The following is a 22,791-nucleotide window of genomic DNA, read 5'->3' on the forward strand; positions in this document are numbered from 1 at the left end:
GTCTGCGGAGGCAGACTTTGCTTGTGTAGAAGCAATTTCAAGATCCGATTTATATCGTTTCCGGTTGCATTGGAATGATAAAGTCAAGGTCACTAATTCCACATTCCCCGACTCCCGACTCCCCACTCCCCACTCCCCATCATTCCGGTGTAACCGGAATTGATATTATCTGCGTTAATCAGCGTTAATCAGCCTTAATCTGCGGTTAAATATCAAAACCCGAATCATCAATAATTTCGCTAATTTGCTTGTCCACATAATCAGCATCCACATTCCGCGCAATCAACTCAGCTAAAATCCCCAAAGAAATCAACTGCACCGACAGAATTGTACACAAAATGCCAAAAAATAACAAAGGTCGATTCCCGATAGGCCCAAAATTCATCCCCGCCAAATTCAGAAACCAAATAACTATCAAATAACTTAGAGAAACAGTTCCAACCAAGCCAAAACACAATCCCAAACCCCCAAACAAATGACCCGGTTTGTGTAAATACTGCGTCGTGGCTAACACCGTCAACAAATCAATAAATCCCCGCGCATAACGTTCCCAGCCGTAATTCGATTTTCCGTGCTTGCGCGGATGATGTTCCACAACTACTTCCCCAATTTTAAACCCTAAATTGTTTGCTAAGGCTGGAATGTAGCGGTGCAATTCCCCGTACAATTTAATCGACTGCAAAACTTCCCTACGGTAAGCTTTAAAGCCGCAATTCATATCGTGCATTTGCACCCCTGTCAGCAAACACGCAACGGCATTAAACAGCTTGGAAGGTAAAGTTTTAGAAAGCGGGTCGTTCCGCTGTTTTCGCCAACCAGAAACTAAATCAAATCCCGATTCTAAATGATGTAAAAACTTGGGAATTTCAGCGGGGTCATCCTGAAGGTCAGCATCGAGAGTAAAGATAATTATCCCTGCTGCATTGCGAAATCCTGCTGAAAGTGCGGCGGATTTGCCAAAGTTGCGGCGCAGTTTAATCGCTTTAATGTGTTTGGGATGTTGGCTGGCTAAATCTGTGATTTCTTGCCAGGAATAATCGCGGCTACCGTCATCTATGAAAATGACTTCGTAACTGTCAATTTCTGTTTGAAACATGACAAGTTGGATTTTTTCAAACAGCACTTTGAGGGTGGCTTCTTCGTTGTGAACGGGGATTACGAAGCTGAGATGTTTTGGCATAGGGCTATTCTATTTCATTTGTGTTGTAAATGAGATTTTTTTATTAACCGCAGAGGGCGCAGAGGGCGCAGAGGAGGAGAAAGAGAGGTTTTTTAGTTTTTCTCGATAACTTGGGAAGTCCGCAAAGCTACCCAACCTTTGCGGTTTTTAAATGAGGCATAAGCTGTCAATAATTTATCTGTTGGTGATGTTTGAATGTATCCTCTCCAAGCTGCGAACTCGTAGGAATGGCCAAACAAGTTAACTAAATCTGGGCGCGGAAATCCTGACATGGCAAAACCTCGAACGACATTTTCTTGGTTGAGAATGGCAATACATTTTACATTGTTTTCGGGGTCTCCTACCCAGCCAGTTACTCTCGCTGCTTTTGGTACAAGTTTGGTGACTGTATCAAAATATCCGGGGACTCCCTCTTTGGGTGCTGACAGTAAGTTTGGAGCGATTTTTGTGGCTAATGCTGCACAGAAATTGTGTTTTTTGATATCTCGGTTAAATGGCACTAAATTGTTAGTTTTTAAGGCGTCGATTAACCCGAGAAAAGCGGCGGGTTTGTTGCCTACGCGGTCTTTAATTAGCGTTACGTCGGTGATGCCTAATTGGAGTGATAATGCTACTAAGGGTTGATAGGTTGCTCTGCGGGCGATCGCCATTGCAGTTTCGCCTCCCACCCCGTACATTAAAATAATCGCGACTGTGGCGGCTGCAAACAGCGGTGTCAGCCAACGCCCTTGAATTCTTGGTGTTGGCTGCAACTCGCGCACCCACAATACTGTCAGCACAATTGTGCTCATCCAAAACAAAGCTGGGAGTGTGGCGTAGCGGGAAGCGGTGGCTTGTTCGACGCCAAATCCCGATCGGCTAACCGCGGCCATTAACGCCGTTTGCAGCGTGTAAAGTTGGATTGATAGCCAAGGCAGCCAATCCGGGCTATCGACCTTTTTTACAAATAGCCAATAACCCACAAAACCCGTCGCTGCAACCAAACCAATTATACCAATAATTGAAGCAACAATTATATTTTCGCTAAATATTCCGCCGAGATAAGTGGGAATATATTCGAGAGTTTTGAGCGGATTAATCTTAGTTAAAGAAGGGTGATGAGATGGAGTTTTATAAGTTAAAAAATAAATGCCTATCACTGCAATCGAAGCAATGAAATACAAATAAGTTATTCGCTGAGGAAACCGCAGTACAACAGCAGCAGCACACAATATCGGCCACAAAGCTAAAGGAGTGCTGTAACTAATACAGCCTAAAACGCCAAAAACAATGCTGCCAATTACCCACTTATTTTGTAAATGCGGCGGGCAGGGGGGCACGGCTCCTACAAACTCGTTCCCCGGCTCTGCCTGGGAATGAATATCCAGAGGCTCCGCCTCCCTCTTACTTGACAAAAGGGTCACATAGCATTGCAAACAAAATATCGAACAAATCACAAATAAATTAGCAATTATCCAGTGAACGCCGCTGAATCCCCGCATCCAATTGTGAGCCGCCGCCGGAGTAAAATTAAAAATAGAAATGCAAAGCAGTAGCGAGATAAATTGCAGCGGAAAACGCCTCAAATTTAACGGCAGCAGAGCAATTAATACGTGGCACTGAATCCAAGCCAAGAACCAGGCAACTAAACACAAACCAATATTTGAACCTTGGGTGAAAACTATATTTAATGCATAAATAATCGCCGGAATCAAGACAAAATGCTCGTTCGCCCGAAATATCCAATTAAAAGGATTTGTAGAGAAACCGTCTACTGAATAAAAATTCCACGTCATCCACCAATAATCAAAATTAGACAAGTCTCCCGCTTGCGATATCAGGTACAAAATATATGACGCTGGTATTAGAATGCCGAGAACTGATGCGGCAATTAAAATATATTGTTGCTTGACTTTCATGGATTCAAACATGGGGAGATTTTTATTAATTGGTAGGGGCTAGTTTAGGTGAGAAACTTTGCATAAGCTGAAGCAGATCTAAATTTTACAGTCAAGTTTGGTGAAATTATTGTGGGGTGTCCCGCCCGCCCGAAAAATACAACGCAAGATGCGGGACAACTTATAACAGATGATTTCTGAACAAAACTCGCCCTCGCGTTTTGAGTTTTCCTCAATTTTTCATTTCACTTCTCTTGCCAGCATTTGTCTGAGCCCTTGCCGCCAGTGGGGAGGATGCGTGCCTAGAAGTGCTGATATTTTTACCGTAGAGAGGACTGAAAAAGCCGGACGTTTTGCGGGTGTCGGATATTCGGAGGTGGTGATGGGAATTACGCGCTGAACTTTTAGGGGAAGGCCGAGTTTTGCTGCTTCCTCAAAAATGGCGATCGCAAAATCGTACCAACTACAAACACCGCTATTAGTGTACTGGTAAGTCCCAAAAGTTTCTGACCCAAGGAGAGGAATAATTTGCGAAATTGCCTCGGCTAAATCCCGAGTCCAAGTAGGACTTCCGATCTGATCTGCTACTACTCTAATTTCTTCCCTTTCCTTTCCCAACCTCAGCATGGTTTTGACAAAATTACCTTTGCCGCCGTTGCCGTAAACCCATGCGGTTCTAATAATAATATGTCGGTTTCCCGCTTTCCGAATTGCTTCCTCGCCTGCTAATTTCGACTTCCCGTAAGTCCCCAGCGGGTTCGTAGAATTTGTTTCCTGATAAGCAGAACCGTGGCTGCCGTCAAATACATAATCAGTAGAAAAGTGAATCAAACTTGCTCCCACTTTTTCGCATTCTTCTGCTAGAATTCCGGGTGCAATGCCGTTGACTGCGTTTGCTAATTCCGGTTCGCTTTCCGCTTTGTCTACCGCAGTGTAAGCACCCGCATTGACGACTAAATCCGGTTGAATTTCAGCCATTGCTTGACGGATGCTTTCGGGTCGGGATAAGTCGAGGCGAGTGCGATCGACCGCAATTACCTCTCCCGAAGATAATAAAATCGGCTGCAATTCTTGAGCTAGCTGTCCGCTGCCACCTGCGAGTAGAATTTTCATTGTTAAAAAACTTGAGCTTTTTTGAAGGTTTGTCCCGCTTGGTCTTTAGCTGATAAGATTGGTTGGGAACCATCTAGCGGCCAGTCGATCGCCAAATCGGGGTCATTCCACAGGATACACCCCTCGTGTGCCGGTGCATAATAATCTGTAGTTTTATACAAAACTTCAGCCGTCTCCGAAACCACTAAAAAACCGTGAGCAAATCCCGCAGGCACCCAAAATTGCCGTTTATTTTCTGCACTCAGCAAACACCCCACCCACTTTCCGAAAGTCGGCGAACTTTGTCTAATATCCACCGCTACATCAAATATTTCGCCAGCAACTACCCGCAGCAATTTGCCTTGAGGCTGCTGCAGTTGGTAGTGCAAACCGCGCAACACATTTTTAGAGGATTTGGAATGATTGTCTTGAACAAATGCTGCTGTCACACCTGTTTTTTCGACAAAAGCTCGGTGATTGAAACTCTCAAAAAAGAAACCGCGATCGTCTCCGAAAATTTTCGGCTCAATTATCAGAACTTCCGGTATTTCAGTAGATATAACATTCATAGTGGGCTGTATCGCGTGATAAACTCATACTCAGTCAAGGCTATTTTACTATGAAAACTGACACATATCTCAAAAAGTTGTACGCCAATCGATTTGATTCCCGACAAATGCAAGCGAAGGTGGTACTCTGGAAAGTTTTAATTGACGATTTTTTACAAAATTATGTTCCTCCCGAATCAGCAGTTTTAGATATAGGTGGCGGTTACTGCGAGTTTATTAATCAAATTATGGCTGAAAAAAAATGTTTAATTGACCTTAATCCCGATTCAAAGTTATTTGCTAATGCTGATGTGAATGTGCTTAACATTGATGTGTTGAATTTTGACGCTTACACATCTTTTACCGAACAGTTCGATCGTATTTTCATCTCAAATTTTTTTGAACACCTCCGCAACAAAGAGGAACTTGTAGAAATTATCTCCTTTTGCTTCGGGGCTCTCAAGCCTAGCGGTTCTCTGCTGGTAATCCAGCCTAATTTTAAATACTCCTACAAGGAATACTACGATTTTATCGACCATCAATTACCGATAACGCATTTATCGCTGCAAGAGCTTTTACAAACTGTCGGGTTTGAAATTGACCTGATTGTACCGAGATTTTTACCCTTTTCGACGAAAGGCAGACCGGCCTCGCCCTTACTGTTAAAAGTTTACTTAAAATTGCCTTTTTTGTGGCGTTTTTTGGGAGGGCAAATGTTTGTTAAAGCATCGAAGCCAAACAATTGAGCATCTTCCTCAAGATCGACACTTGCCGTCAGAGGCAGAAAATGAGAATGTAGGGAAATCGCTCATTTTAATAATTCAGCTACTGGAATGCTAAAACCTGGTAAAACAATTTGAGTGCTAACCGCTTCCCCAGCAATAAAGATGCTTCTGGTTTGTTTTGTTACTACAATAATCCATTGGTTTTCAGGATATACCAGCCAAACTTCCTCACTTCCCGATTCTAAATATTCTGTAGCTTTAGCAATTACATCTTCCGCCAAATCTGTTGGCGAAACAATTTCAGCACATAAAGGGAAACTTTGCGGCAGCACTTTGAGATTGCCAAATTGTGCTGCTAATTCCGGGGGAAGGTAGGCAACATCAGGATAGCGCCCCTGCTTGTTTGTGCGGCAGGGAACATCAGTATAAACTTTTCCTCCCTGTCCGCTGGATTCTTTGTAGTTTCTCCAACAAAAGTAAAGATTTCCCTGTACTTCGCTATGCTTGAGAGTCATGCCATTTTTATCCAATAATTCGCCATCAACCCACTCTTGCAGATCCGGTGGACTTTCCATCCATGCTTCTAGAGAGTAGATTTCCGATTGGGCAACAACTGTAGAAGTTATCATGTTTTTGCGTCTGGGCGGGGAACTTTTTTTCTATGATACCAGATGCGATCGAGCTTTGGTTGACAAAAGGGCGATCGCACTTTGTAGATTAGACTTTTAAGTGTTATCATAAAATTTACAAAGTATCCAGGATTTCGGGCTTTGCCAAATGAGGATGAAGCTCCCATAAAAGCATCACTTTGAGGACAAACATGATGACACAAACTCAATCATATGCCGCCCTTGCAGTCAATATTCCACTAACACTAACACTCACCGTTACCCGCGAACAGTTCATTGAATTGGCGATCGCCAATCGAGAGTTACAATTAGAACGCACAGCAACAGGAGAATTAATCGTGAACCCACCAACCGGAGGCGACACAGGATATCGGAATCTGGATATAGAAGGGCAACTCTGGCTGTGGAATCGGCAGACTAGACTCGGTAAAGCATTTAATTCTTCTACTGGTTTTCACCTGCCAAATGGGGCCGATCGCTCTCCTGATGCGTCTTGGGTGCGTCAAGAAAGGTGGGACGCACTCACCCCAGAACAAAAAGAAGGCTTTCTTCCCTTAAGTCCTGATTTCGTGGTAGAACTTCGTTCTAAAAGTGACAATATGAAGCCACTGCGAGAGAAAATGAAAGAATACATGGAAAACCAGGTTCGTTTAGGTTGGTTGATAGATAGGAAAAATCGAAAAGTGGAGATTTACAGGCAAAATCAGGAAGTGGAAGTGCTGGACAATCCTGCAACTTTGTCGGGTGAAGATGTGTTGCCGGGCTTTGTTTTGGATTTGACAGAAATTTGGGGATAAATGCTGAGGTGTTAAAAATGGGCGATCGCGCGATCGGGCATACCTCATCTTCTAAGCTAGGAAAATTTGATATATAATATACAAACAAACACATTATGATCGATCGCAAAATCTTACAAGAATGTCGAGAATATAGCTTTCGTTCATACTTTGAATTACCTTACGAAACAGACGAAATTTTAGCAGAATTTGATTACTCGCTAATTAAAGCTGAGTTATGTCTGCCACATACCGCTAGAGAACTAGGAGAAATAGACTCTCTCAAACAAAGAATTAGAGCAACTTTGCCTTTTCTCAGTCTTAGCAGCGAAACAGCTAGAAGAGAATCTTTAGTATCGCCTGTTTTGCTGGATCTCGTTCGATACTGCCAATGTCAACTGCGATTTGAGTATACTCTAAACGTTAATAGCTGGTTAAAAGGAAATTTAGATTATCTCGTGCAGTCAAACCAAGACTTGCTAGTTATTGCAGCCACAAACGACGATATGACTAGAGGATTTACTCAACTAGCTGTACAATTAATTGCTATGTCGCACGTTGCCGACAAAAATATTTTTTATGGGGCGGTGACAATGGGAGATGTCTGGCGATTTGGCAAGTTAGATCCAAGTCAGCAGACAATTTTTCAAGATGTCAATTTGTTTAGAGTGCCTGATGATTTAGAAGATTTAATTAAGGTAATGGTGGGAATTTTAGACGGTGTGGTAATATAATTATCTCAAATATTAACAGTAAGAATTAGGAGCGATAACTTTTGCCAAACATTTATTATAGCTACTTAATCCAAGGTGGCAGATTGCCATAATTTAGCCTTTATACATATTTAATAGCGCGTTTTGTAATGAAGCTTGAATCAAAGTTTGAACCAGCTTTCTCAATCTACCCTTAATACCCGATTTTTCTTCATCTCCTTGGGTTTTAACCCGTAGCTGTGGCAGTAAAATTCTCGAAAACTGAACCCACTGCCAAATCTTACTGATGTCAGGTTCATCTAGCTGACGACATGAATAATCATTTTCTATAAGATACTGAGCCTCTAAATGGGAATAGTTAAAAAGTGTTTCTAACAAACGAGGTTTCCAGTTAGCGAGCCCCCCTCGCAAACCTGGTATCCGCTTAATTGCAACGGCAATTATTTCTGGTAAATGTGGAATACGGCACTGCCCATTGGTGTCAACTTAACGTCAAACCAACCGTCTCTCTTGTTTGTATCGGAGTCTAGATCCCCCCTAACCCCCCTTGGCAAGGGGGAAGAGTCTTCTCTCGCGTCCCCCTTCTTAAGGGGGATTTAGGGGGATCTAGACTCAGGTGAAACCGATATTTATCAAGGATTTCAGTCTTAAGTTGACACCAATGGGCACGGCGCCGCGCCCTAATGCCGGACACGGCAGTGCCGTTTCAATACCACAGATGAAATGGTTTTATTACCCAATTGCACAAAACATCTACGGTGCAAAAAATCCCTACAAAATCGAACTTAAAACCACCTCATTAGCCGCAATCCAATCATAAATATCCTGCAAAGCCGCTTCCGGCCCAATAACAGGCTGCCACCCCGTGCGTTCCATCACCCTAGAAGAATCAGTAATAAAAATCGGAATATCCCCCGGGCGTTCCTCCAAAACAGGATTAATCGGAATAGACTTTCCCGCAATTTTGCGGCACAAATCAGTCGCTTCTACCAAAGAAATACTATTGCTCAAACCGCCGCCTACATTAAAAACTTCGCCGTCAAATTCAGCAAAATGTTCTAACTGATAATTAACTAACCTTAACAAATCTTCAACGTGCAGCAAATCCCTAACTTGCTTCCCGCTGCCACCAAAACCGATATAACTTAGCGACTTTTGAAAATAGTGAGCCGCCACCCACAAACCGTAAACACCCTGATCTACTTTACCCATTTGCCAAGCACCAGTAATTAACCCGCAACGGTTAATAATTGCCGGCACATTGTATGCTTCCCTGTATTCCTCAATCAACAATTCCGAAGCTAATTTAGTTGCTCCGTACAGCGAACGGTGTCCTTTTAATGGGAAGTCTTCTGATATGCCCAACTCGGATATACCGGGTAATGTTTGCTCAGGGGCGATCGCAAATCTATTCGGCAACTCTAACAGCTTAACAGATTTGACACTGGCGATCGGATAAACCCGACTCGTAGACAAAAACAGCAAACTCGCACCCGTTTGTCTCGCCAACTCCAAAACATTCACAGTGCCCAGTAAATTCGTCTGCAAAACGTACTGTGGCGAACTAAAACCAGCCAGCACAGAAGGCTCTGCAGCACAATCTATAATGCAGTCAGCATTGAGTGCAACTGGATCTAAATCTGCCGTTGTGCGAATATCCCCGTAAACAAACTGAATCCCGCAACTTTTAAGCCGAGGCAGATTCAATTCTGAACCCCGGCGACGCAAGTTATCTAAACAAATTATTTGCCATTCGGGGTGCAGTTTCTCCAGGCCAATTGCCAAACAACTGCCGATGAAACCCGCACCACCAACAATTAAAATTCTCTCAGGCATTCACTTTTAACTTTGCTATCTTTCTAGTCCGGTGGTAGTCGCCACGAGAGAGATGTTTTTCCAGCCAGACATACAAGACAATAAACAAATACCGACTGCCCATCTCTTTTATTTTCAGCTTAGAAATACCAGCAGTCCGATTGTACCACCTCAGAGGAATCACCGTATAGGAAAAACCCCGGACAATTGCTTTTAAAGGCAGTTCCACTGTCAAATTAAAATGATGGCTCAAAATCGGTTGCACGCCTTCAATCACTTCTCTGCGGTAAATTTTAAAAGCATTGGTGACATCGCTGTACCGCAAGCCGAAAATACTTTTGACAAACCAGTTTGCTAAGCGGTTAATTGCTAACTTGTGAATTGGATAATCAACTATAAAGCCGCCTTTGATAAAGCGGGAACCGAAAACGCAATCATATCCTTCTTGCAACTTGCGGTATCCTGCTACCAAATCGATGGGATCGTCGGAAGCATCGGCCATCACAATTGCCGCAGCATCTCCGTCAAATTCGGCCAATCCCCGCCGCACGGCAAATCCGAAACCGTTGGGAGGTTGATTGTTGATGTATCTAACGGTGGGAAAAGTCTCTGACAACTCCTGGCAAATATCAATTGTTCGATCGACACTGTTGTCATTCACAATCAAAATTTCGTGCGGAATGCCTTCTAAATCGAGCGTCTGGGCGATCGCCCGCACAGTACCGTACAAACAGCCCTCCTCATTGTGGGCTGGTATGATCACAGAAATTTTCACTCCTCATCCTCCGCGCAACTGGACAAACTGGTTGTCAACAGGATTATACACCCAAGCTTTAATTTCTGTTTGGGCGATCGGCAAATCATTACCAGACAAATCAACAGCCCACCTGGCATTATTGTATAACTCAGATTTTAAACTCTTAGCAATGTCGGGACTGTCTGAGTTGACATAAGCGTTAGCAAAAAAAGATTGTTTATCGCCGACAGATAGCAGTACAACTTTCGGCTGTTGCAAATTTTCTGGCAAAACCGCCCAACCAGCAGCCTTGACAGCATCATTTTGCTTAACAGTCAAGGATTTTTCGCTGGTTTGAGGTTTGTCTAAATAGCCGTAAACTTTCTCGGTATTAGACATAAACTCTACATTTTTCGCGAACGCCATCCAACCTATTTTGTCGATAATTGCAGCGCCTTCTCTCACCAGCCAAGTTTTTTTGCTCAGCACCCTCAAACAGCTTTCCGGCGAACTATTAAAAAAATCCGATGGTTCCAGATAGTTAATTAACTGCAAACAATCTTGAGCGCCTTGTTTGTAAAGAAGTGCTGAGCGAGATTGGGCGATCGCCTGTTGAGAGTTAAGAATAATTGTACCAATTAACAGCCCTGCAACTACCCGATAAATAAATTTATAATTACGTTTTAACGTTGCTTTTGTTTCTCGATCGTTACCTCGGACAAACAATTGCCCTAGCTGAACCACAGCAATTAATAGCAAAATCGAATTAGTCGTATATCTCGACGATTCGAGCGCGTGAATTGCCCCAAATTCTGCCCTTCCCGCCGTAATAAACAGAGCCGATAAAACCGAAAAAAAACCTATTGCCAGCCAAGGTAAAGCCTGATATTGCACTCCTAAATCAATATTGGAATGAGTATCTTGCCGTAATCCTAAATGAATTGTGGGATGGGCATCTTGCCCGTCCAGCGTCGCAGTCTGAACCACGTTCATAACTGAGTTGGGATTGCTATAGCTTTCAGAAATATCATTCCTATCTGTCATTGCGAGGAACGAAGCAATCGCAGGGGCTGGAGATTGCTTCGCAGGGTTCCCAATGACAAAGAAATAGAATACCAAAAATAAGAAACTTGCAAATATTAGCAATCCAACTAATGCTGAAATTCCAGGCGATCGCACAATTGGCGAACCCAACAGACTCAAAAAGTAATCAATAACCGCAAGCGGCTTGCTCAACAATGAAATAATACTTGCTTTCCGGCTAGGATGATAATCAATTGAGTAAACAGCACAAGTTGCCAAAAACAGCAGCATCCAGACAATAAGTCTTTTTCTTTTCTGCGCCGCATTTCCTTCTACAGCCGCCACAGCCGGAATTGCAGCCAACCAAGAAAGCAAACCTTGGGCCAGGGAAAAACTCGCAATAAAGCAGAATCCAGCCGCAATCAATATTTGAATATCGTAGGGACACGGCACTGCCGTGTCCCTACTCTGTTTGATCTGAGATGTTGCATAATTCTCAAGAACGGGCATCTTGCCCGTTCCACAAAAATTCAATGTTCTTGTGGAACGGGCATCTTGCCCGTTCCTAAATAGCTTATTGATCGTGATGCAACATCTCTGTTTCATCCGATTGAAAACTGCTATATTAGGCAATAATTTGTGAGTTGAAACCAGCGCATAAACCGCAGCTACAAAACAAAAATTTACGAAAAACCACGCTAATTGAAATCCCCAAAGCCAGTTTTCGTGCTGAACTAGAGAGCAAAGCAAAATACAAGTTAAAATATTAGCTAAATGCCACAAATCATCCGCGACCTTCTTAACTTGCATCGAGGATAACTTGTACATAGCGATAAAAGTTATCGCCGCCAAACCTATGCTGAGGCACAACTGATAATTAATATTCCATCTGGAAGCAAAAGCCAGAACCGCAATAATTATTTTAGGGAAAACTATGCGGTGGTTGCTGTGCAAAGCCCAAAAATCGTTAAAAGTTACATTTCCCTGAGCTATTTTTTGAAAAAGGCTAGCTAACCTCCACTCGTCATCAACGGGAACGTTAACGCTAAAATTCGCTACAAATCCGATTAATAAGAGGACAGGAATTAGATATAAAGTAAATAAGATTAATTTTTTCATTAATATCAAATCCGGTAGCATCGGAATTGTAAAATCTAGTCATATCATGTCCTCACGATTAACCATAATATCCCGGTCGGGGCGGGTTTTTGAGATGGGAGATTGTTGGCAGGTATTGTTGGTGAGGGGAGCCCCTACAAAAATCGCGGTCCCTCGACCGGACATGATATCATCAGCTTTTCAACTGACAATCAACTCTCAACTTTCAACTCTCAACAGTCAACGGTCAACGGTCAACCGTCAACCGTCAACCGTCAACCGTCAACTGTTCGCTACTTAACAGTCTTGAACGTATCCAGTTTCCCAGTAAATCGGTTGATAAACATCTGCAAAACAGTCCGCTTGCCGATATTGATATTAGAACTCACGGACATTCCCGACTGCAAGTTAACCGCCACTTCATTTGCCTTGCCCTTGTTCAAAAGAAACTTCTGATTCTTGAGCTTAATTTTGGTTTTGAAAGCGTAGTATTTCCGCAGTTCAGTAGGAGGCTCAGCATCGCTGCTAATCTCTTTCACTTCACCCTCAGCAGTACCAAACTCCAGAGCCGGGAAAGCTTCTACATTCACTTCCACAGGAACGCATTGGTATTTGGTCAAACCCAGTTTCTCTCTGTTAACTTCCTTCTCTGGACAAACGCAACTTTTACCTTGTTCGCAGTCAACCTTTTCTCCGTCTAATTGTTTGCCGTGATACGGCTCCAATTTTTCCCGCTTCTGTCTCAAAGCATCCAATACCAGAGCCACATTGCTGTTTTCCAGGTAAACAACTGCTTCCAGACCGTTTTCGTCATCCAAAACCTTGAGTAGCTTTTCAGTTTGCTGCGCTTCGTAATAAGCTTCTTCGCAGCGTTGTGGGCGCGGTTCGCCCGGTTTCAGCACCGTATTAATAATGGATTGGCAGATCGGATCTTTCGCTATATCCAGCTTAGCTTCCTCCTTCTTAGAAGGTTTCAAATCGAAGATTACCCCCGATACCGGAGCCTTCATCACTTGAGTATCGCGGTTTTGTTGAGCCTTTTCTAGCTGAGCGTTCACCTCGGACAACTTTTTCAGGTTTTCCACTTTGAAGCGGCTTAGCTGAGAATCGCTGCTGGCAATTTGTTTCTGGTTTTCAGCAATTTTGGTGTAAAGTTCTTTTGCCCAGGCATCCTTGGTGTTTGTTAACTGTTCTTGGGCCCGGTCTATCGACTCCTGAATGCGTGCTTGCTCTCCTTGCTGACGCTGTATTTCAGCAGTAATTTTTTGGATGTCACCTTGACGCGCGTTAATTTCGCCTCGGCGCGTATTGATTTCACCGAGGCGCGTGTTAATTTCGCCTTTGCGAGAGTTGATTTCACCTTCGCGCTGCTTGATTTGATCGAGCTGTTTGAGAACGTCGCTTTGGCCTCTGAAAACATCTTGTTCTTGACGTTCTTTTTGCAGTTCAGCGATGGCTCCTTCCTCCACCAGGGGGGCGAGTCTGCCTAGAATGTTTTGATTCGACTTCAATACTTGTTGGGATTTCGCTAACTGTTCTTGGGCTAAATCTTTCTGGGCCAGGGCCGATTTTACTTGCTCTTCGGATGAAGCTAACTGCTGCTTGGCATAATTTAATTGGTTTACGGCAAAACCCAATTGTTGCTGTGCTACGCCCATTTGATCGCGGGCGGCTTTCTCAGCATCCTCAGCTTGCTTCTGTTGTTTTTCCAACTCCTGAACTTGCCCTTGGGCTGCGGCTACGCGAGACAGAAACTCCGATCGATAATTAACATAAAGTCCTTGCTGAGCAGCATCAAAATTTCCGCTGGCTCCCCTGTTGAGGTACAGCTCGTCAATCAAAGCTTGCAGCACTTGATTTTGTGCCGTCAGGCTCTGTCTGTCCTTGATTGTTGATTCTAGGTTAGAAGGAACAGCGCCTTGAATTTTGCCGCTCACAACATCTTCGTAAAATTTATTTTCCTTTTCCAGAGCTTCTTTAGTTTTCTGAATCGATGTTAAATCGGCACTGGGTGCAAGGGGGTTGAAAGTGAGCAGAGGCTGGTTTTTTTCCACGCGATCGCCATTTTCAACGTGAAGTCTCACCACAGCGCCCGTAGCAGGTGCTTGGATGTCTCTAGCACCATCTTTTAGCTCTAATTGGCCCAGAGCGGGGACAGCTTGCTCTACGCTAGCAAAATAAGCCCAAACTACAGCAGAAGTGGTCATCAGCATGATCATCCACAAAAACAAGTGCGACCAAATCGCTGGTTTTTCGAGAATGACTGGTTGCTCAGAAAGTATTAACGATTTCATAGCCATTTGTTAGTTGTCAGTTGTTAAGCGTTAGCGATCGGTTGTGAGTTTTTAGATATCAGGTATTCGATGACTCTTGTTGTTGGAAGAGGCAGTAGTAACGCCCTTTAAGAGCCATTAATTCTTTATGAGTTCCCCGCTCGACTACAGAACCTTGATCCATCATAATAATTATGTCGGCGTTTTGGATTGTAGTCAGGCGGTGAGTAATGAAAAACACCGTGCGGCCGGCAAAAGCTTCTGCTAAGTTATTGCAAACTTGGCGTTCGGAATGGTAGTCGAGGGCGCTTGTAGCTTCGTCCAAAATCAGCAGTTTCGGGTTTTGCAAAATCGTGCGGGCGATCGCCAAACGCTGCCTTTGACCCCCAGAAAGCGACGCACCCCGCTCTCCCACCACCGTATTGTACCCAGCAGGCAAACTCATAATAAAATCGTGAGCCACCGCTAATTTCGCAGCTCGCACAATCTCATCCGTACTCGCATCGGGGTTGCTCAGAGCAATATTTTCCTGCACAGTACAGTTAAACAGCAAAGTATCTTGCAGTACCACCCCAAGTTGGCTGCGCAGCGAATATAATTCCACCTTGGCAATGTCGTACCCGTCAATAAAAATCCGGCCCGACAGCGGCGGATATAGACGCTGCAAAAGCTTCATCGCCGTACTTTTACCGGAACCGCTTCCCCCCACAATTCCCACAAAACTGCCAGCGGGAAATTCCAAATTCACATTCGCCAGTTGCAGTGGGCCGCTCTCGAGGAATCGGAAGGAAACCTCCTCATAGGTAACCTGCCCTTGAATTGCCGGCAGCGGGATATTGCTCCGGTCTTCTTCGCTGGTTTCCGTCGGCGTATCGACCACATCCTTAAGCATGTCGATCGACATCGAGACTTCTTGGAAACTCTGCCACACGCTGACAAAACGCAGCAGCGAACCCGTCACGTTCCCGGAAATAATTCGGAAAGCAATCAACTGACCCAAAGTAATCTCATTTCCCAGTACCAAATAAGCTCCCACCCACAACTGAGCTAAGTTACCCACCTGGTTTAAAAACCCGCTAATCGTACCGGCCGCAGTCCCCGTGATAATTGTTTTAAAACTGGCTGTAATGTATTTTGCGTAGCGGCTCGACCATTCCCAGCGGGATTTCAATTCAATATTTTGAGCCTTAACAGTTTGAATCCCGCTGACTACTTCCACTAGATAAGATTGAGAGTCAGCAAAACGCATATTTCTCTGTTTGATCAGGCGCAGCACCAGCGGATTGATTAGAATAATCATCAGCCCCAGTATCGGTACCACTGCCAAAGATACAAAGGTTAGCTGCACGCTGTAAGAGAGCATAACGGCGACGTAAACCACCGAAAATACCGCATCGAGAACCACTGTCAGAGCTGTACTCGTCATGAATTCCCGAATCTGGCCCATCATGCTGAATTTGTAAACCAGATCTCCCACGCGCCGATTGTCAAAGTAATTCTGGGGCAGCCGGAGCAAGTGGTCGATTACCTCCGCACTCAATTTGACATCGATGCGGTTTGAGGTGTCTATAAACAAAAAGGTACGCAAACCGTTGAGCAGTCCTTCAAACAGAGCAACACCTAACAGAAATGCCCCCAAAATATCCAAGGTGTCAATGCTGCGCTGACCTAATACTTTATCAATAATTACTTGGCTGATTAATGGGTTAGCCAGACCAAATAACTGTACAAAAAACGAAGCGAGCAACACCTCAAAAAACACTGTCTTGTGTTCCATGAGCGCCGGCACAAACCACCAGAAGCTGAACTGCTCTTTTTGTTCGACTTGCGGAGCTTGCAGCAGCAGGACTTCTCCTGATTCTCCCCAGATTTCTTTAAACTGAGGTATCCGTTTCCGCATCAGCCCCTGTTCGGGCGTGGCTATCACCAATTCTTGCTCGGTGATGCTGTAAATAATGGCAAAGGTATCTTGCCATTTAATCATTACCGGGGCTTTGATGCGGTTGATGGCTTCTGCTGGCACTTGCGCTAATTGAGGCGTTAGGCCGATGCTTTGGGCGATCGCCCCGCAGGCTTGCATACTGATAGAACCAGCCGTTTTTAACTGATTTTCTAGAACTTTGCGGATGATATCTCGACGAAATTTTAGACCGAAATACTTGCTCAACATCTGGAAGCAAGCTAGCGGGCCCTCAATCTGCCCTTTGGCGCGGAAAACTGGGTATCTCGCCGAATCCTTTGGTTGGTCGGTGCCTGGTTCTGGGGGACGATCGGGGGCTATCTTAATGTCGAGCAATTGGACGGCCGGATTCTGGCTGTCGACAGCAGGCTCTGTCGTCCCATTTAATGGGTCTAGCTCTGGTTGGGGTTCTGGGGGTTCCCGGAAGCCGACCAAGCGGGCGCCGAGGCGACCTTCTACTTTTAACGATTTGGCTGCGTTTTCTACAGAGAAGCGGCTGCCGGTGGGAAAGTCGCCCAAGACGCCGCTGCTGACGAGCCAAACTCGATCGGCATCTAGCTCTTTGGCGAGGTCTTGAGTTTTTTTGTTGCCGTTTGGCACGTTGACAACTGTCGCGTCTTGCCAAGCTTGCAGGGTGAGTTCCTTGAGATTGGAAGTGCCGTCGGCTTGGCGCTGCAACTCCAGGCTCAACAGTTCAAATACTTCGCTCAAGGAACTGTGTTCGCGAAAGGCTTCTCCAAATGTCGGCTGTTTTTCCAGTACGCTCAGGAAATCTTCGGCAGGTAGGACGATCGCGATCACATCTGTAGAGGCGATCGCCGTCTCGCAGGGAACTCCCCTGAGCAAGCCAGCCCAGCCGAGAATTTCCTTCGACTGCACCAAGCGCAAACTTACGTGGCGCTGCGAGCGCTGGTCAAAGCCGAGGAGCCTGGCCTGGCCTTGATAGATAATTGCCACCTGAGTGGGCATTTTTTCCCGTTCAAACAGGGGTTGCCCCGTCCGGTAGCCGAGGAGTTGGCATTTAGCCACCAAGGCTGACAGAGCCGTCTCTGAGAGTCGGTCAAACGGAGGTGTTTTAGCTAGGAAATCCTGAATCTGGGAGAGGGAAACAGCGGAAGAAGTCATCCAATTTTAGATTTTAGATTTTAGATTTTAGATTGAATCCACAGATGAATCCAGGGGGTTTTTGTCAGGATGCTACGCTTTTTCAAGTCTCCACGGATAAATCCGGGGGCCCCTGACCAAATTGCTCGATCGTCATGATATTGAAGACACGGAGGAGAGGGGCTGTAGCGGGCCTATTTGCGATATCTGTTCGGCGAGCCAGCTTTCAAAGAGTTCGTTAATCAAGTGCAGCCGCATCGATTCATCGAGCTGGGCCGGCATGAACTTTTCTAGTCGAATAATCACCATCCATTCTGCCAGAGGACGCGGCGTCCAGAGTTGATTTGGCTGGCTGACGGACAAAAGTTTGCTGATTGCCGGGTGCGGCTGCGAGAGCGGTACGGGGCCCAACAAGCCGCCGGACTTGGACTCTGGCCCTTCGGAAAAGTCGCGAGCCACTTCGGCAAAGGTTTGTTCTCCTTCGAGGATGCGAAAGTAAAGTTCGTTTGCCAGCGCTGGATTTTTGGTGCGTATCAAAGAATAGACTACGTGGTCTAGGCTGGCTTTGCGGGTTAAAAAATAATTATCTACTTTAGGTCTCCAAGTGGCTTGCTTAAATTTTTCGATCAGCAAGGGCCTAACTGCCATCTCTTGAAGTTCTTCTTCCGTCATGTTTTGGCTGCGCAGCCAAGCTTCTTTCGCTTCGGGGGCTGTCAGTTGGTGTTGTGCCAGAAAGTTCTCGACGGCGGAGTGGCGTTCTTCGTCGCTGCAACTAAAAGATGCGATCGCTTGGTCTACTATTACACCGCGCAAGAATTGCGGCATCAACTGGTACCGCTTCAGGAGCGATGGCATATCCTGAGCTTGCAGTAATTTATCGCCTATTTGAAAAAGTCCTGTCATTTTTTTATCTCCAACTGACTTGCGCTTCCCCTTTTAATTTAGCTGTGGCAGGAAAAGAGCGACAACCACTAACCCGTCGATTCCCCGATGATAGCAGGCCGTCAGTGGGCTAGCGCTATTGCTGTCTATTTCTTGACGATCTGCCGAAGGAGGGGTTCCCCGCCCGCCTCACAATGGTACCGGGATAAGGCGAGAGTGGGAGAATGTCCGAGCGGCAAAATCTTTCTTCTGCCATCTTTCTTCTGCCATCTTCCTTCTTCCCTCAACATCCATCCGTTAAATCCCGTACACTGTTTCGTTGCCTTTCTTCCTTCTTGCTTCACTCTCGGAATAGTCTTTCAAAGAGTGTTCCGAGTTGCGTCGAGCAAGCGCGAGTGTCGAGATGTTTGGGGTTTGCCGCCATTTTTTGCTGGATTCGCGCGCGGTAGTGCCGGCGCAGTTCTGGGTGGGTTCCCAGTGCTGTACTCAGCTCTACATAAGACTTCTCGCTGTTTGCTACCAGTTCCGGAAGTAGCAGTTCTTCGAGCACGGAGGCTGATTGTCGCGATCGAGTTGTTTGCCCTTTTCTTACCACTACAGGCAACCCGACCAACAGCGCTTCTGCTAAGGATCTGACATCGCTGTATGGATAGGAGTCTAAATATATATCAGCCAATTCCAGACATTTTATGCAATCGGCGCGAGATGGCAGCGTTTTAATCACAACTAAGCGCTTTTTGTCAATCCCAAATTCGGCAAAGAGCGATCGAATGTGTTTGTAAAAAGGCACCGTCGGATAGTTTCCATTGCCGGAACTAAAGGGATACAAAACTAAAATAGAATTCGGTACGGCAGCAATAATTTTTGCCCAAGTTTCTCTCACTTCTGGGATAATTGTAAAAGCTTGAGCGCCGGACACGAACACTACAGATTCGTCGGTGGCTCCCCAACTTCTGCGAGTCGGTTCAACTGTGGCAGGTGCTGAGCCTACAGTATAGCTTAAACAAACTCCCGAGCCTTTTAAAGTAATTAATTTTTCGCGAAACTCCGCAGCAGCACCTGCGGGCAATGTCAAATCTCCGGCAATGAAATAATCGATATTTCGGGTTCCGGTGGTTGCGGGTGTTGACGCATTCGTAGCTATTTGCACCCGCGCTAGTCGGTGCAGGCACACCAGCGCGCTTGGTTGGGAAGTGTCGGCGGTATTGGTGCAGATTAGCAAAATATCTAAATCGTGCGATCGAATTTCTCGGACTTGATTTGGCAAATCTTCTGAGAGTTGCACCAGTTTGTCAGCGCAATTCCCGCAATATTTCCCCAGTCGCTCGTCTTGTACCTGGAAATGGTACACGATAATTTCAAATTTGCTTCTGTCTAAATATTCAAAACTCGAAATGGCAGCACGAGTCTCGGATTCATCACTAATTTTATCGAGCAAAAACCCTACTCTAATTTTAGTTTTTCCAGCTTCTATATGAGCATAATTCCAGTCTATTCGACAGCCCATATTTTTCAAATAAAATTCTAATATCTCAGCTCGCTGCGTCAATATATCGAGCAGATTTGCCTCGCTCAAATACAAAGCTTTGAAGCTAACATTCTGCGCCATAAATGCTGCCAAATAACGCCATAGTTCAGAATCGGGAAAACTGGCGATATTAGCAGCGACGTACTTGATTAGCTGCTGGAAATATTCAGAGTACCTTTCAACTTCCCACTTTTCTTGAAAATAACTGGGAGACTGAAATAAGAATTTCAGAAAATCGTCAAAAAACCACTGGGGAATCGCTGCATTTTTATACTCAAGCGGCAACTGATAAGCGTCGCGGTACAGCATCGCTGCTAGGGGATATTGCATCTTATCGGCAATTTCCCCTGCTTCAGCAAGTTTCGAGGATAACTGCTGGACAAAACTTTCTTCTGACTCAGTTAAAGTTTCATTTTTGAGACCGCTATCTAGTAGCAATTTATGAGCTTTCCCCGCTTCTTGCGAGTAAGCACTTTCTAAATTTTCCGCTGGGAAATTCAGCCAATTTCTAGCTATCTGTTGGCGGTCTTGCCGCAGTTGCGCGAGAATAGACTGGTTTGATGGCGATTTTTTGTACTGCTCAACCAGTGCTGACAAGTCAGATGTCCTAGGCTGGGTTCTTAATGCCAATTTATGGCTGATTGTCTGTTTGATTTGTTGATTCAGGAAGCTGTAATCAGGACTATTTAGTAGTTTATTGTAAAATCTGACTACATCCTTATGATTTTCCCCAGCAGCGAAGTTTTTCCAAGTTTGTTGTTCGGGATGAATCCGCAGGGACGACAGTTTTTCGTCTACAAATCCGATGTGATAATTCCCCATAATTCGCCACCACATATCTAAGTCTACATACTGAGATAATCCCGAATCAAATAATCCTATTTCGCTAAAGACTCGGGCGGCAATTAAGACGGTACTCGGTTCGCCAATTTTGTTTATGGGGTTGCTCAAGCAGTTAGTATCTGCCAGTAACTCTTTTCCGGGCTGAATAGATTTTAAATTCGACCAACTTTTATGCAAATCTTTAATTGATTGGGAAGCTCTCCGCAAAATCGGGTTAGATTCATCTTCAGCTATGGTGATGTCGCGCGGGGAGAAAACCATACCGATTTCTGGGTGTTCTTGGGCGACTGCGACCATTTTCTCAATACATCCTGGTGCGAGCAAGTCGTCTTGAAAGAGAAATTTAATGTATTGACCTTTTGCTTGGGATATGCAGAAGTTCCAGTTTTGTGATAAGCCGTAGTTGCGGTGCAGTACGATGCGGAAATCGAGTGAGGTTTGTAATTGGAATGATTGGGCGATCGCAATTGTGCGGTCTGTGGAGCCGTCGTCGGATATAATCAGTTCTATGTTAGAGTAGGTTTGGGCCAAAGCACTTTTGATTGCTTCCCCAATAAATGCTTCTCCGTTGTATGTCGGAATGCAGATGCTAACCTTCGGCTGCTCGTTTCGCAGTTCTCCTTTTGATTGAGTTTGTTGCTTTGATTGTGGCAAGTTAGGCGTAATTTTGGCAGACTTCGCTTTGGCTGTTCCTGACAGAGGTATGCTTTGAAAGTTATCCGTAATCTCGGCAATATATTCGAGACGTTTTCTAATTTTATTCCCTGTAACTTGCGGGTTGAGTAAAGTCTTAATTTCCTCAGCAGCTATCGCTCCAATTTGTTTAGCCTCCCGGTAATTGTTGAAGACGTACCGCATTAAATTAGCAGCGTGTTCGACATCCGCTTCGGCCCAAACATTGCCTTTTTTGTAAGGCCCGCAATCTTTCTCAATTGGGATTAACTTATACTTGACTAAATAGCTGTTGCCAAGATTCATAAATTCTGTATTTGATGAATAGCCGGTGGCAATTACGGGTTTGCCGTAAAACATCGCTTCAGCCATTGTTAAGCCAAATCCTTCGCAGCGGTGCAGGGATAGATAACAGTCGCAATTGTACAGCAAACCGTTAATTTCATTTTTGGACAAATACCCGTCTAGATGTTTGATATTTGAAGAATTTTCTAGGGCATAATTTAACAATTTTTGCTGCTCAATATTTTTGTCAGAGTTGGAAGATTTGAGAATTAACAATACGCGGTCATCTTCGCCAAAAGCTTGTTTAAATGCTTGAATGACCGCTAAAGGATTTTTGCGCTCGATGCGGCTGTAAAAGTCGAATACAAACAAGAAAATAAATTTATCTTTAGGTAAATTCAGTGCTTCTCTGTTAAGGGAAGGTGCGGGGAGAGCAATACTGGGCATGATTTTGATAACGGGAATTGGCGAGACTGCGGAAATTGCCTCGGCGCAATAGTTGCTATAAGTCCATATTTCGTGAAAGTGATTAAAGGCTGGCTGCCATTCAGGAGGAAATGCGGGAAGTTCCCAGGCCCAAAAGCCGATATTGTATTTGTTTTCAAAATAGCTGGAACCTGTATATTTGATAAAGGTTGCAACTTCATCGGCGTTGACTTGAATTAAGTTTACCGGGTGGGGATTGTCTTGGCTAAAATTTTGATAGGTGGTTTCTTGTTTGCGGTGGGGACTGCGGGTAAAATTGTTGATATTGCAGGGAATGTTGGCGGCTTCTGCGGCTCTGATGTTGGCTCGGACACCTTCTCCTATGCCAAATTCGCCGCTGATGTAGCCGGCGATGTTAATTCCTAGATTTGAGTTCATAGTTTATAATGTATTCAGCAAATTGTTGGGTTGAATTTTTGGAAAAAAGCCGAATTAATTGAGAGTCTCAATCGCGCTAAATGAGGGTATGGGTTGAGAATAAATTATAATTTTGCTCAATATTTGCTAAGATATAGCAATCCTTGCAGGATTGGTGAATGAGATTAA

The 22,791-nt window shown here is 44.7% G+C and carries 16 protein-coding genes; 3 read left to right on the forward strand and 13 right to left on the reverse strand.

Going from position 1 to position 22,791, the window contains the following annotated elements; genetic code table 11:
- Nucleotides 1–205: 205 nt before the first annotated feature.
- The 4 genes from QUB61_RS13900 to rfbC all read right to left on the reverse strand — a co-directional run bounded on the left by QUB61_RS13900 (nucleotide 206) and on the right by rfbC (nucleotide 4,718).
- Entirely contained in the window at nucleotides 206–1,180 is a 975-nt protein-coding gene (locus QUB61_RS13900; RefSeq protein ID WP_333127137.1) for a glycosyltransferase family 2 protein, read from the reverse strand.
- A gap of 92 nt (nucleotides 1,181–1,272) precedes the next feature.
- A complete protein-coding gene (locus QUB61_RS13905) occupies nucleotides 1,273–3,090 on the reverse strand; it encodes a hypothetical protein (RefSeq protein WP_333127139.1) in 1,818 nt (605 codons plus the stop codon).
- A gap of 207 nt (nucleotides 3,091–3,297) precedes the next feature.
- Nucleotides 3,298–4,170 (reverse strand): dTDP-4-dehydrorhamnose reductase, encoded by an 873-nt coding sequence (gene rfbD, locus QUB61_RS13910; RefSeq protein WP_333127141.1) that lies wholly within the window; start codon nucleotides 4,168–4,170, stop codon nucleotides 3,298–3,300.
- A 2-nt stretch (nucleotides 4,171–4,172) separates the two neighbouring features.
- Complete coding sequence (rfbC, locus tag QUB61_RS13915; protein WP_333127143.1) at nucleotides 4,173–4,718, reverse strand: dTDP-4-dehydrorhamnose 3,5-epimerase; 546 nt, start codon at nucleotides 4,716–4,718, stop codon at nucleotides 4,173–4,175.
- Between the two features lie 50 nt (nucleotides 4,719–4,768).
- Here rfbC and QUB61_RS13920 point away from each other — a divergent pair, with 50 nt between their 5' ends.
- Complete coding sequence (locus QUB61_RS13920; protein ID WP_333127145.1) at nucleotides 4,769–5,443, forward strand: methyltransferase domain-containing protein; 675 nt, start codon at nucleotides 4,769–4,771, stop codon at nucleotides 5,441–5,443.
- Nucleotides 5,444–5,505: 62 nt separating this feature from the next.
- Here QUB61_RS13920 and QUB61_RS13925 read toward each other — a convergent pair whose 3' ends face one another.
- Entirely contained in the window at nucleotides 5,506–6,051 is a 546-nt protein-coding gene (locus QUB61_RS13925) for a Uma2 family endonuclease (RefSeq protein ID WP_333127147.1), read from the reverse strand.
- Between the two features lie 191 nt (nucleotides 6,052–6,242).
- On the opposite strand from QUB61_RS13925, the gene QUB61_RS13930 reads away from it, so the two are divergent.
- Nucleotides 6,243–6,848 (forward strand): Uma2 family endonuclease, encoded by a 606-nt coding sequence (locus QUB61_RS13930; RefSeq protein WP_333127149.1) that lies wholly within the window; start codon nucleotides 6,243–6,245, stop codon nucleotides 6,846–6,848.
- 95 nt (nucleotides 6,849–6,943) lie between these two features.
- Nucleotides 6,944–7,561: a hypothetical protein gene (locus tag QUB61_RS13935; RefSeq protein ID WP_333127151.1), complete on the forward strand. Its 618-nt coding sequence runs from the start codon at nucleotides 6,944–6,946 to the stop codon at nucleotides 7,559–7,561.
- A 93-nt stretch (nucleotides 7,562–7,654) separates the two neighbouring features.
- Here QUB61_RS13935 and QUB61_RS13940 read toward each other — a convergent pair whose 3' ends face one another.
- The 8 genes from QUB61_RS13940 to QUB61_RS13975 all read right to left on the reverse strand — a co-directional run bounded on the left by QUB61_RS13940 (nucleotide 7,655) and on the right by QUB61_RS13975 (nucleotide 22,623).
- Nucleotides 7,655–7,918 (reverse strand): hypothetical protein, encoded by a 264-nt coding sequence (locus QUB61_RS13940; RefSeq protein WP_333127153.1) that lies wholly within the window; start codon nucleotides 7,916–7,918, stop codon nucleotides 7,655–7,657.
- A 393-nt stretch (nucleotides 7,919–8,311) separates the two neighbouring features.
- Nucleotides 8,312–9,376, reverse strand: a complete 1,065-nt coding sequence (locus QUB61_RS13945; protein WP_333127155.1) for an NAD-dependent epimerase/dehydratase family protein — start codon at nucleotides 9,374–9,376, stop codon at nucleotides 8,312–8,314.
- Nucleotides 9,369–10,130 carry a glycosyltransferase family 2 protein gene (locus QUB61_RS13950; protein WP_333081288.1) on the reverse strand — a complete coding sequence of 254 codons (762 nt, stop codon included), beginning with the start codon at nucleotides 10,128–10,130 and terminating at the stop codon, nucleotides 9,369–9,371. The genes QUB61_RS13945 and QUB61_RS13950 overlap by 8 nt, the downstream gene beginning before the upstream one ends.
- Nucleotides 10,131–10,133: 3 nt before the next feature.
- Nucleotides 10,134–12,233 carry a hypothetical protein gene (locus tag QUB61_RS13955; protein ID WP_333127157.1) on the reverse strand — a complete coding sequence of 700 codons (2,100 nt, stop codon included), beginning with the start codon at nucleotides 12,231–12,233 and terminating at the stop codon, nucleotides 10,134–10,136.
- 272 nt (nucleotides 12,234–12,505) lie between these two features.
- A complete protein-coding gene (locus tag QUB61_RS13960; protein WP_333127159.1) occupies nucleotides 12,506–14,506 on the reverse strand; it encodes a chromosome partitioning protein ParA in 2,001 nt (666 codons plus the stop codon).
- Nucleotides 14,507–14,564: 58 nt separating this feature from the next.
- A complete protein-coding gene (locus QUB61_RS13965) occupies nucleotides 14,565–17,570 on the reverse strand; it encodes a peptidase domain-containing ABC transporter (protein WP_333127161.1) in 3,006 nt (1,001 codons plus the stop codon).
- A 132-nt stretch (nucleotides 17,571–17,702) separates the two neighbouring features.
- The gene (locus QUB61_RS13970) at nucleotides 17,703–18,452 is read right to left on the reverse strand and encodes a peptidylprolyl isomerase (protein WP_333127163.1); all 750 of its coding nucleotides are present in this window, start codon (nucleotides 18,450–18,452) and stop codon (nucleotides 17,703–17,705) included.
- Nucleotides 18,453–18,771: 319 nt separating this feature from the next.
- Nucleotides 18,772–22,623 (reverse strand): glycosyltransferase, encoded by a 3,852-nt coding sequence (locus QUB61_RS13975; protein ID WP_333127165.1) that lies wholly within the window; start codon nucleotides 22,621–22,623, stop codon nucleotides 18,772–18,774.
- Nucleotides 22,624–22,791 lie beyond the last annotated feature (168 nt).

The organism is Microcoleus sp. C2D2 (assembly GCF_036702495.1).
Lineage (GTDB): Bacteria > Cyanobacteriota > Cyanobacteriia > Cyanobacteriales > Microcoleaceae > Microcoleus.

Coding starts and splice junctions, on each gene's coding strand:
- QUB61_RS13900 (WP_333127137.1), bottom strand. CDS start 1,180: ATGCCAAAACATCTCAGCTTCGTAATCCCCGTTCACAACGAAGAAGCC.
- QUB61_RS13905 (WP_333127139.1), bottom strand. CDS start 3,090: ATGTTTGAATCCATGAAAGTCAAGCAACAATATATTTTAATTGCCGCA.
- rfbD (WP_333127141.1), bottom strand. CDS start 4,170: ATGAAAATTCTACTCGCAGGTGGCAGCGGACAGCTAGCTCAAGAATTG.
- rfbC (WP_333127143.1), bottom strand. CDS start 4,718: ATGAATGTTATATCTACTGAAATACCGGAAGTTCTGATAATTGAGCCG.
- QUB61_RS13920 (WP_333127145.1), top strand. CDS start 4,769: ATGAAAACTGACACATATCTCAAAAAGTTGTACGCCAATCGATTTGAT.
- QUB61_RS13925 (WP_333127147.1), bottom strand. CDS start 6,051: ATGATAACTTCTACAGTTGTTGCCCAATCGGAAATCTACTCTCTAGAA.
- QUB61_RS13930 (WP_333127149.1), top strand. CDS start 6,243: ATGATGACACAAACTCAATCATATGCCGCCCTTGCAGTCAATATTCCA.
- QUB61_RS13935 (WP_333127151.1), top strand. CDS start 6,944: ATGATCGATCGCAAAATCTTACAAGAATGTCGAGAATATAGCTTTCGT.
- QUB61_RS13945 (WP_333127155.1), bottom strand. CDS start 9,376: ATGCCTGAGAGAATTTTAATTGTTGGTGGTGCGGGTTTCATCGGCAGT.
- QUB61_RS13955 (WP_333127157.1), bottom strand. CDS start 12,233: ATGAAAAAATTAATCTTATTTACTTTATATCTAATTCCTGTCCTCTTA.
- QUB61_RS13960 (WP_333127159.1), bottom strand. CDS start 14,506: ATGAAATCGTTAATACTTTCTGAGCAACCAGTCATTCTCGAAAAACCA.
- QUB61_RS13965 (WP_333127161.1), bottom strand. CDS start 17,570: ATGACTTCTTCCGCTGTTTCCCTCTCCCAGATTCAGGATTTCCTAGCT.
- QUB61_RS13970 (WP_333127163.1), bottom strand. CDS start 18,452: ATGACAGGACTTTTTCAAATAGGCGATAAATTACTGCAAGCTCAGGAT.
- QUB61_RS13975 (WP_333127165.1), bottom strand. CDS start 22,623: ATGAACTCAAATCTAGGAATTAACATCGCCGGCTACATCAGCGGCGAA.